At 64.1% G+C, this 9483-nt stretch carries 7 protein-coding genes; 5 read left to right on the top strand and 2 right to left on the bottom strand.

Annotated features, from left to right (window positions below; translation table 11 throughout):
* Positions 1-105: 105 nt before the first annotated feature.
* Positions 106-804, bottom strand: coding sequence for a nitroreductase (locus tag NKJ46_RS25990; RefSeq protein WP_352668646.1), 699 nt, complete (start codon positions 802-804; stop codon positions 106-108).
* 308 nt (positions 805-1112) lie between these two features.
* Here NKJ46_RS25990 and NKJ46_RS25985 point away from each other — a divergent pair, with 308 nt between their 5' ends.
* Genes NKJ46_RS25985 through NKJ46_RS25965 form a run of 5 tightly spaced genes read left to right on the top strand, consistent with a single transcriptional unit; the run spans position 1113 to position 8712 of the window.
* Positions 1113-1712 carry a helix-turn-helix domain-containing protein gene (locus NKJ46_RS25985; RefSeq protein ID WP_502903458.1) on the top strand — a complete coding sequence of 200 codons (600 nt, stop codon included), beginning with the start codon at positions 1113-1115 and terminating at the stop codon, positions 1710-1712.
* A gap of 13 nt (positions 1713-1725) precedes the next feature.
* On the top strand, positions 1726-4179 hold the full coding sequence (locus tag NKJ46_RS25980) for a GcvT family protein (protein WP_352668645.1): 2454 nt from the start codon (positions 1726-1728) through the stop codon (positions 4177-4179).
* Complete coding sequence (locus NKJ46_RS25975) at positions 4176-5075, top strand: homocysteine S-methyltransferase family protein (RefSeq protein WP_352668643.1); 900 nt, start codon at positions 4176-4178, stop codon at positions 5073-5075. Before NKJ46_RS25980 ends, NKJ46_RS25975 begins: the two co-directional genes overlap by 4 nt.
* Positions 5075-6256, top strand: coding sequence for a pyridoxal phosphate-dependent aminotransferase (locus NKJ46_RS25970; RefSeq protein ID WP_352668642.1), 1182 nt, complete (start codon positions 5075-5077; stop codon positions 6254-6256). The genes NKJ46_RS25975 and NKJ46_RS25970 overlap by 1 nt, the downstream gene beginning before the upstream one ends.
* Entirely contained in the window at positions 6253-8712 is a 2460-nt protein-coding gene (locus NKJ46_RS25965; RefSeq protein ID WP_352668639.1) for a GcvT family protein, read from the top strand. The genes NKJ46_RS25970 and NKJ46_RS25965 overlap by 4 nt, the downstream gene beginning before the upstream one ends.
* A gap of 6 nt (positions 8713-8718) precedes the next feature.
* Here NKJ46_RS25965 and NKJ46_RS25960 read toward each other — a convergent pair whose 3' ends face one another.
* Positions 8719-9300 (bottom strand): NAD(P)H-dependent oxidoreductase, encoded by a 582-nt coding sequence (locus NKJ46_RS25960; RefSeq protein ID WP_352668638.1) that lies wholly within the window; start codon positions 9298-9300, stop codon positions 8719-8721.
* Positions 9301-9483 lie beyond the last annotated feature (183 nt).

Below are 9483 nucleotides of genomic sequence, written 5' to 3'. Positions count from 1 at the left end.
TACCTGAAACCGCCGGGCCTTGCCCGCGCAAAGTCACGATTTAGGCAATAAAATCAACAGTTTGACGTTTGTGGACGGAAACTAGCTAGACGGCGCGTCGTCACTTTACTCGGCGAACGTCACCCACTCTTCCAGCGGCGCGCGGTCGGTGCGGAAGGCATTTTCGGGCTTGGACGTATCCTCATGGCCGAGCGCCATGCCGCAGACGACGATCTCCTCGTCGGGGATGTTGAGCACCGGCCTGATCTGCCGGTGATAGGGCGCGAAGGCGGCCTGCGGGCAGGTGTGCAGGCCCCTGCCCCGCGCCGCGACCATGATGTTCTGCAGGAACATGCCGTAGTCGATCCACGACCCTTTGTTCAGCCGACGGTCGACGGTGAAGATCATGCCGACCGGCGCATCGAAGAAGACGAAGTTGCGGTCATGCTGCGCGCGCATCCTGTCGACCTCGCGTCGGCCGATGCCGAGCACGCCGTAGAGGCCGAAGCCGTTGGCCCGCCGTCGCGTCAGATAGGGTTCGAAGAACTGGTCGGGATAGTAGCGGTACTCGTCCCACTCCGCCTTTTCGGCGCGAATGCCGGAGCTGAGGATAGCATCGGTGATGCGCTGCTTGACCTCGCCCTTGGTCACATAGACCTTCCAGGGCTGCATGTTGGTGCCTGAGGGCGCGCGCGCGGCAACGGCGAGAATATCGCGGATGGTGTCGTCGTCGATCATGTCGGGCAAGAAGGCGCGTACGGACCGGCGCGAGGTGATCGCGTCATCGACGATCGCCGCCGCAATCCGGGAGTTGTTTTCCAGCATGGGCTGTCCCTTTGCGCATAATCCTGGAACCCGGCTATCCGGAAAGGATCATGCGCCGACTAGAAGTGATGGAGCATCCTTGCGAGTTTCTATGAACGCTCGACGCCCTATCCGCCTCGACCGGACGCCCCACTCGCCGCTCGTGCGCCGAGCCTTTGCCTGAACCGTCAAAATGGCGCAAGTAAATCTTGTGGGTTCATGAAAATCATCTTGATTTTTTCACAGACCTGCAGTCACATGAAATTTGCCTAGAATTTTTCATCGAGATTCTTCATTTTTCACCAAGCGATTCATCAAAGGGAGTGGCTTTGCCCTCGATCGCCGCAAGACCGGAACAAGATAACGGCGAACGACTGCTGGCCAGCGACATTCCCAGCGACATTCGCGCGTTGCGCAAGGCGCGCGGCCTGACGCTTGCCGAAATCGGGCTGAAGCTCGGCCGTTCTGTCGGCTGGGTCAGCCAGGTCGAGCGCGGCCTGTCGATCCCGTCGCTCGGCGATCTCAGGGCCTTCGCCGAATTGTTCGGCGTGCCGGTCAGCCTGTTCTTCAGCCATGACGTGCCTGTCGAGACCGAACGCGGCGTGGTCGTGCGCTCCGGCAACCGGCGCACGCTTGGCACAAGCGAATCCGGCTTGGTCGAGGAGCTTCTGTCGCCCGATCTCGGCGGTAGCTTCGAGATGCTGCGTTCGGTCTTCGCCCCCGGTGCCGAGCTGAAGACCGAGGCGCGCCGGCCGACCGAGGAAGCCGGTTACGTCGCGTCCGGCAGCTTCGACATCGAAATTGCCGGCGTCTGGCACCGGCTTGGAGAAGGCGACTCCTTCCGCTTCGACGGCAAGCCGTTCCGCTGGCGCAATCCTGGAGCCGAGCCGGCTGTGGTCATCTGGGTGGTTTCGCCGCCCGTCTATTGATCTGGAGAAGAACATGGCCGGTTTGCCGACCACGGCACGCGTGGTGATCATCGGAGGCGGTGCCGTCGGCGCCTCCTCGCTCTACCATCTCGCCAAGGCGGGCTGGACCGACTGCGTGCTTCTGGAGAAGAACGAGCTGACTTCCGGCTCGACCTGGCATGCCGCCGGCAACGTGCCGACCTTCTCCTCGTCATGGTCGCTGATGAACATGCAGCGTTATTCGACCGAGCTCTATTGCCGGCTGGCCGACGAGGTCGGCTATCCCATGAACTACCACGTCACCGGCTCGCTCAGGCTCGCCCATACGACCGAGCGCATGCAGGAATTCCAGCGCGCCAAGGGCATGGGCCGCTACCAGGGCATGGACATCGACGTGGTCGGGCTCGACGAGATCAAGCGCCGTTACCCCTTCATCGAGACGCATGAGCTGAAAGGCGCGCTCTACGATCCGAATGACGGCGATATTGACCCGGCGCAATTGACCCAGGCGCTGGCTAAAGGTGCCCGCGACATGGGCGCGAAAATCATCCGCTTCTGTCCGGTCACCGGCGTGCGCCGCGACAACGACGAGTGGGTGGTCGGGACGACGCAAGGCGAGATCCGCTGCGAGATCGTCGTCAACGCGGCTGGCTACCGTGCCGCCGAAGTCGGCAGGATGTTCGGCCGCGAGGTGCCGATGATGGTGATGAGCCATCAATACATCCTGTTCGAGGAAATCCCCGAACTGGCGGCGTGGTCGAAGGAACAGGGCAAGAAACTGCCGCTGCTGCGCGACGTCGATACGTCCTATTATCTGCGCCAGGAAAAGAACGGCATGAATCTCGGCCCCTATGAGCGCAATTGCCGCGCCCACTGGGTCGGCCACAACGACCCCATGCCGGACGACTTTTCCTTCCAGCTGTTTCCCGACGACCTCGACCGGCTGGAACATTACCTGGCCGATGCCGTCGCCCGCGTGCCGATCCTCGGCACCGCCGGCCTGTCCAAGGTCATCAACGGGCCGATTCCCTATGCGCCGGACGGCAACCCGCTGATCGGCCCGATGCCCGGCGTGCCCAACGCCTTCGAGGCCTGCGTCTTCACCTTCGGCATCGCCCAGGGCGGCGGCGCCGGCAAGGTGCTGGCCGAATGGGTGACCGAGGGCCAGACCGAATGGGACATGTGGTCGTGCGATCCGCGCCGTTTCACCGCCTTTGCCTCGGCCCCGGATTATTGCGTCGCCAAGGGCATGGAGATCTACGGCAACGAATATGCCATCCAATTCCCGCGCCATTCCTGGCCGGCCGGGCGCGACCGCAAGCTGTCGCCGCTCCACGGCCGCATCAAGGCACTCGGCGCCCGGTTCGACGCTTATAATGGCTGGGAGCGCGCCACCTGGTATGCGAAGCCAGGCGACGACACCTCCGAACAATCCACGCTGACCTTCCGCCGTGACGGCCCCTGGCAGCATCGTGTGCGCGAGGAATGCCTCGCCGTCCGCGATGCCGCCGGCATTTTGGACCTGCCGGGGTTCTCCCGCTTCAATCTAGACGGTCCGGGTGCCGCCGAATGGCTGAGCCTCCAGGTTACCGGCCTGGTGCCGAATCCCGGCCGCATCGGCCTCGTCTATTTTGCCGACTACAAGGGCCGCATCGTCACCGAAATGTCGGTGGTCCGCCACGACGAGAACCTGATGACGCTGATCACCGCCGCTGTGGCTCAGTGGCATGATTTCGAATGGCTGAAGTCGCGCATGCCGAAGGATGCGCCGTTCAAGCTGATCGACCGGACGGAGGAATATTCCACCCAGATCCTCGCCGGACCTAACTCGCGAAACATCCTCGCCGAAGTCTGCGCAGCCGACCTCACGCTGCCCTGGCTGACGCATCAGGAGACCAGTATCGCCGGACGCTGGGCAAGGCTGGTGCGCGTGTCCTTCGCGGGCGAGCTCGGCTGGGAAATCCACAGCAAGGCCGACGATACGGCAGCCATCTTCGACGCGGTCTGGCCGGCCGGGCAGAGGCATGGCCTAAAACCGTTCGGCATGTACGCGCTGGATTCGCTCCGGCTCGAAAAAGGCTACCGTACGTGGAAGGGCGACCTGTCGAGCGATTATTCGATCCTGCAGGGCGGGCTGGAGCGCTTCATCAGATGGGACAAGCCCGACTTCCGCGGCAAGGCGGCGCTGCAGAACGAAAAGCAGCAGGGCATCAAGAAGCGCTTCGTCACGCTGATCATCGAAAATCCCGGGGACTGCGACGCCCCCTACATGTCGACGCTTTGGCATGACGGCCGCATCGTCGGCGAGACAACGTCCGGCGGCTGGGGTCATCGCATCGACAAGTCGATCGCGCTCGGCATGCTGCGCGCCGACCTCACCGAGCCGGGAACCGCGGTCGAGGTCGAGATCTTCGGCGAACGTTTCAAGGCGGTCGTGCAGAAGGATGAGCCGTTATGGGATCCAAAGAACGAGAGGCTCAGAGCATGAAGACAGTCGTCCTCACCGATGGCGGCATGGGCCAGGAGCTGGTCCGCCGCAGCAGCTCCGAGCCGACGCCGCTGTGGTCGGCCAGGGTGCTGATCGACGAACCGGATCTGGTGCGCGACCTGCATGCGGAATTCATCCGCGCCGGCGCCCGCGTCATCACCATCAACACCTATTCAGCCACGCCGGAGCGGCTGGCGCGCGAAGGCGCGGAAGAGCTGTTCAAGCCGCTGCAGAAGCGCGGCATCGAACTGGCAAGGCAAGCGCGCGACCAGGCCGGCGACGCGGCGATCGCCGGCTGCCTGTCGCCGCTGTTCGGCAGCTATGCGCCGGCGCTGACGATATCCTTCCAGGATACGCTCGACATCTATCGCCGTATCGTTGCCGAGCAGGCGGACGGCGTCGATTTGTTTCTGTGCGAAACCATGGCGTCGGCCGAAGAGGCGCGCGCGGCTGTCACCGCGGCGTCGGAAAGCGGCAAGCCCGTATGGGTGTCGTGGACGCTTTCCGACCACGGCACGCCGCGCCTGCGCAGCGGCGAAGCCATTGCGGCGGCGTCGGACGCTCTTGCCGGCCTGCCGGTCGCGGCCCGGCTGATCAATTGCTGCCGGCCCGAAGCGATCGCTGCAGCGCTCCCCGAACTGATCGCTCTCGGCGGTCCGGTCGGCGCCTATGCCAACGGCTTCACCTCGGTCGAGGCGCTCAAGCATGGCGGCACCGTGGAAGTGCTGCACGCCCGCCACGACCTCGATCTGGATGCCTATGCCGGCCAGGCGGTCGGTTGGGTCGAGGCCGGCGCCGGCATCGTCGGCGGCTGCTGCGAAGTCGGGCCGGCCCACATCGCCGCGCTGCGCCGCCGGCTCGAACAAGCCGGTTATGAAATTTCGGGAGTAGCATAATGCCCAGGCCATCATCGCGCATTTCCGGCATCGTGCCTTCGGGCAAAGACGGCTGGGAGGTTCATTCCGCTGCCTGGGCGCGCAAGCAGGCCGGCGAGGACATCATCATGCTGTCGGTCGGCGACCACGATTTCGACACGCCGAGCGAGACGATCGAAGCCTGCGTGACGGCGGTTCGCGCCAGCAATCACCACTACACCCCGCTTGCCGGCGTTCCGCGCCTGCGCAAGGCGATGGCGGCGGCTTCGACGCTGTGCACCGGTGTTGCGACAAATCCCGACCAGGTCATCGCCACGCCGGGCGGGCAGGCCGCTCTCTACGCGGCGATTCAAGCGGTTCTCGACCAGGGCGACCATGCCATCGTCGTCGCGCCCTATTACGCCACCTATCCCAATACCTTCAGTGCGGCGGGCGCCGAGTTCAGCGTCGTCGAGACCCCCGCCGAGGATGGCTTTCAGCCGCGCGCCGCCGACATTCGCGCCGCACTTCGGCCGAACACCCGCGCCATCCTGATCAACACGCCCAACAACCCGACCGGTGCCGTCTATTCGCGCGAGCGCCTGGAAGAGCTAGCGCAGATCTGCCGCGAGCATGACCTCTGGCTGCTGTCGGACGAAGTCTACTGGACGCTTGGCGGTGGCGAGCACGTCTCACCACGCTCGCTGCCCGGCATGGCCGAACGCACGCTGGTCATCAATTCGATGTCGAAGAGCCATGGCATGACCGGCTGGCGCATGGGCTGGCTGACCGGGCCGGAACCAATGGTCTCGCTGTTGACCGACCTCAATCTGGTGATGACCTACGGCCTGCCGGCCTTCATCAGCCTGGCCTGCGCCGAGGCGCTCGAAAATGGCTACGGCGTCAAGGAGATCGCCGAGCGCTACGCCGCGAGGCGCACCGTCGTCCTCGATGCCATGCGCGGTATGAACAACATCACCGTGCGCGGCTCCGAAGGCGGCATGTATGTGATGCTCGACATATCGGCGATCGAGCCGGACGACGAAAAATTCGCCTGGGCTTTCCTCGACCAGGCAAAGGTCGGCGTCATGCCCGGCTCGAGCTTCGGCGAGGCTGCAGCCGGCCACATCCGCTTCAGCCTCTGCCAGCCTGAGCCGGTGCTGATGGAGGCTGCCACGCGCCTGCGCCGCTTCGCCTCCAGCTATGGTCGCGAGGCCGCATGAACGCCCTACCCCCGAAAGCCATCCCCACCAAAGCAAGGGCGGTCATCATCGGCGGCGGCGTCTCCGGTTGCTCGGTCGCCTATCATCTGGCCAAGCTTGGCTGGACCGATGTCGTGCTGCTCGAGCGCAAGCAGCTGACGTCGGGCACGACATGGCACGCCGCCGGCCTGATCGGCCAGTTGCGCGGCTCGCAGAACATGACGCGGCTGGCGAAATACTCGGCCGACCTCTACGTCAAGCTGGAGGCCGAGACCGATGTCGGCACCGGCATGCGCCAGGTCGGCTCGATCACCGTGGCGCTGACGGAGGAGCGCAAGCACGAGATCTATCGGCAGGCATCTCTCGCCCGCGCCTTCGATGTCGACGTACGCGAGATTTCGCCCAACGAAGTCAAGCAGATGTACCCGCATCTCAATGTGTCAGACGTGGTCGGCGCCGTGCACCTGCCGCTCGACGGCCAGTGCGACCCGGCCAACATCGCCATGGCCTTGGCCAAGGGCGCGCGCCAGCGCGGTGCGACGATCGTCGAAAACGTCAAGGTCACCAAGGTGCATACCAGGGCCGGCCGCGTCACCGGCGTTTCCTGGGCGCAAGGCAACGAGCAAGGCCTGATCGAGGCCGATATCGTCGTCAACTGTGCCGGCATGTGGGCACGCGAACTTGGCGCCCAGAACGGCGTCACCATCCCGTTGCACGCCTGCGAGCATTTCTATCTCGTCACCGAGCCGATCCCCGGGCTTTCCCGGCTGCCGGTGCTGCGCGTGCCGGACGAGTGCGCCTACTACAAGGAAGATGCCGGCAAGATGATGCTCGGCGCTTTCGAGCCGGTGGCCAAGCCGTGGGGCATGAACGGCATAAGCGAGGATTTCTGCTTCGACCAGTTGCCGCAGGATATGGACCATTTCGAGCCGATCCTCGAAATGGGCGTCAACCGCATGCCGATGCTGGCCACCGCCGGCATCCACACCTTCTTCAACGGCCCCGAGAGTTTTACCCCCGACGACCGCTATTATCTCGGCGAGGCGCCGGAGCTTTCCGGCTACTGGATGGCGACCGGTTACAATTCGATCGGCATCGTCTCCTCCGGCGGCGCCGGCATGGCGCTGGCGCAATGGATCAATGACGGCGAAGCGCCCTTCGATCTCTGGGAGGTCGACATCCGCCGCGCCCAGCCGTTCCAGAAGAACCGCCGCTACCTCAAGGAGCGCGTCTCCGAAACGCTCGGCCTGCTCTATGCCGACCATTTTCCCTACCGGCAGATGGCAACCTCACGAAACGTGCGCCGTTCGCCGTTGCACGAACACCTGAAGGCCCGTGGCGCGGTGTTCGGCGAGGTCGCCGGCTGGGAGCGCGCCAACTGGTTCGCTAGGCCCGGCCAGGAGCGCGAATACCGCTATTCCTGGAAACGGCAGAACTGGTTCGACAACCAGCGCGAAGAGCATCTGGCGGTCAGGAACGGCGTCGGCCTGTTCGACATGACCTCCTTCGGGAAGATCCGCATCGAAGGCCGCGACGCCTGCGCCTTCCTGCAAAGGCTCTGCGCCAACGACATGGACGTGGCGCCGGGCAAGATCGTCTACACCCAGATGCTCAACCAGCGCGGCGGCATCGAGAGCGACCTCACTGTCTCGCGGCTGTCCGAAACCGCCTTCTTTCTCGTCGTGCCCGGCGCCACGCTGCAGCGCGATCTGGCCTGGCTGAGAAAACACCTTGCCGACGAGTTCGTCGTCGTCACCGATGTGACCGCTGCCGAAGCCGTGCTTTGCCTGATGGGCCCGGATTCGAGGAAGCTGATCCAAAAGGTCAGCCCGAATGATTTCTCCAATGACAACAATCCGTTCGGCACGTTTCAGGAGATCGAGATCGGCATGGGCCTGGCCCGCGCCCACCGCGTCACTTATGTCGGCGAGCTCGGCTGGGAGCTTTATGTCTCGACCGACCAGGCTGCCCATGTTTTCGAGGCAATCGCGGAGGCAGGCACCGATGTCGGGCTAAAACTATGCGGCCTGCACACGCTGGATTCCTGCCGCATCGAGAAGGCGTTCCGGCATTTCGGCCACGACATCACCGACGAGGACAATGTGCTGGAGGCCGGCCTCGGCTTTGCGGTGAAGACTGCCAAGGGCGATTTTCTTGGCCGCGATGCCGTGCTGAGGAAAAAGGAAAGCGGATTGAACCGGCGGCTGGTGCAGTTCCGTCTGAAAGACACGCAACCCCTGCTCTTCCATAACGAGGCGATCCTGCGCAACGGCAAGATCGTCGGCCCGATCACCTCGGGCAATTACGGTCATCATCTCGGCGGCGCGATCGGGCTTGGTTACGTGCCTTGCAAGGGCGAGAGCGAGGCGGATGTGCTGTCGTCGTCCTACGAGATCGAGATCGCCGGCGAGCGCTTTGCCGCCGAGGCGTCGCTCAAGCCGATGTACGATCCGAAGTCGGAACGGGTCAGGATGTAACGCACCTCAGAACGCGTCCATCCTGGCCGCGACCTTCGCCACGAACCTCGCCCGTTTCCCGTTGCTCGACAGGTTCATCGAATAATGCGCGAGGTAGGAAACCGACCCGCCGGGCTTGATGGTCGCACGCAGCACCCGCTTGACCAGCTTGCGCGGCGGGTCACCCATCAGCATGGCGCGGAACCGGCTGCCGCCATAGGTCGTGACCGCGACCACCTTGCGGATGTTGTGCAGCGACGGCTGCACCTTGCCGTCGACCAATTTGAACGACACGCCGGGCAGGAAGACGCGATCGAAAAAGCCTTTCAGAATGGCCGGATAGCCGAAGTTCCACACCGGAAACGACAGCACCAGCGCCTCGGCCCGCAGCAGGCGCTCGACATAAGCCGATGCCGGATCGCCGTCACTGCGCGCGTCGTGATAGGAGAGCCGTTCGGCCCCCGTCAGCCTGGGATCGAAACCTTCGGCATAGAGATCGCAGTCGTCGACGACATGGCCGGCGGCCTTCAGGCGCTCGACGATGGTCCGGTGCAGACCGGCATTGAAGCTGGTCTCGACCGGATGAGCATAGAGGACGAGGATGTTCACCCAAGTCCTCGCAGACCGGCGCGAGGCACCCCCCTCTGCCCTGCCGGGCATCTCCCCCTCAAGGGGGGAGATTGGCCGTCAGTATCGCTTTCGCCGGTTGACGATGTTGGAAGATGGTCGAGACGATGGAACTGCCAATCTCCCCCCTTGAGGGGGAGATGCCAAGTGGTGGCAAAGAGGGCA

The organism is Mesorhizobium sp. M0166 (assembly GCF_040322255.1).
Taxonomy (GTDB): domain Bacteria; phylum Pseudomonadota; class Alphaproteobacteria; order Rhizobiales; family Rhizobiaceae; genus Mesorhizobium.
This window is presented reverse-complemented; position numbering and strand designations above follow the sequence as displayed.

Excerpts from the sequence above, each read along its gene's own strand:
- NKJ46_RS25990 (WP_352668646.1), bottom strand. The coding sequence starts at position 804 with ATGCTGGAAAACAACTCCCGGATTGCGGCGGCGATCGTCGATGACGCG.
- NKJ46_RS25980 (WP_352668645.1), top strand. The coding sequence starts at position 1,726 with ATGGCCGGTTTGCCGACCACGGCACGCGTGGTGATCATCGGAGGCGGT.
- NKJ46_RS25975 (WP_352668643.1), top strand. The coding sequence starts at position 4,176 with ATGAAGACAGTCGTCCTCACCGATGGCGGCATGGGCCAGGAGCTGGTC.
- NKJ46_RS25970 (WP_352668642.1), top strand. The coding sequence starts at position 5,075 with ATGCCCAGGCCATCATCGCGCATTTCCGGCATCGTGCCTTCGGGCAAA.
- NKJ46_RS25965 (WP_352668639.1), top strand. The coding sequence starts at position 6,253 with ATGAACGCCCTACCCCCGAAAGCCATCCCCACCAAAGCAAGGGCGGTC.